At 49.8% G+C, this 305-nt stretch carries 1 protein-coding gene; it reads right to left on the bottom strand.

Annotation, left to right across the window (positions count from 1 at the left end):
* Positions 1–305 (bottom strand): hypothetical protein (locus tag SB756_RS29110; protein WP_410913003.1); only part of this gene is annotated, 305 nt, incomplete at both ends.

Raw genomic sequence — 305 nt, 5'->3', positions numbered from 1 at the left:
GGGTTAGCATTTTTGCCGGTGATCAGCATATCAATTTGATCGGCACGGCTAAAAAGCATTCCCGCGCGTTCGCCAATCTTACTGCTATCAACCAGTACCACCAGTTTCCCTACCACGCTCAGCATCTTCTGCTCTGCCATTGCCGTCAGCATATCGGTTTTATACAACCCTTCTGCTGTCAGTCCTTTGCCGCTGGTAAACATCCAGTGCCCGGCATAGAGACTGTTTTCGCTGCCCTGCGGGCTTAAAGTGATGGATTGACTTTTGTTGTACTGTCCGCCCATAATGATCACGCTGTCATGTTC

Source organism: Pseudomonas sp. SIMBA_068, from assembly GCF_046534705.1.
Classification (GTDB): Bacteria; Pseudomonadota; Gammaproteobacteria; order Pseudomonadales; family Pseudomonadaceae; genus Aquipseudomonas; species Aquipseudomonas putida.
The sequence above is the reverse complement of the archived record's forward strand: the minus strand, read 5'-3'. Positions and strand labels throughout refer to the sequence as shown.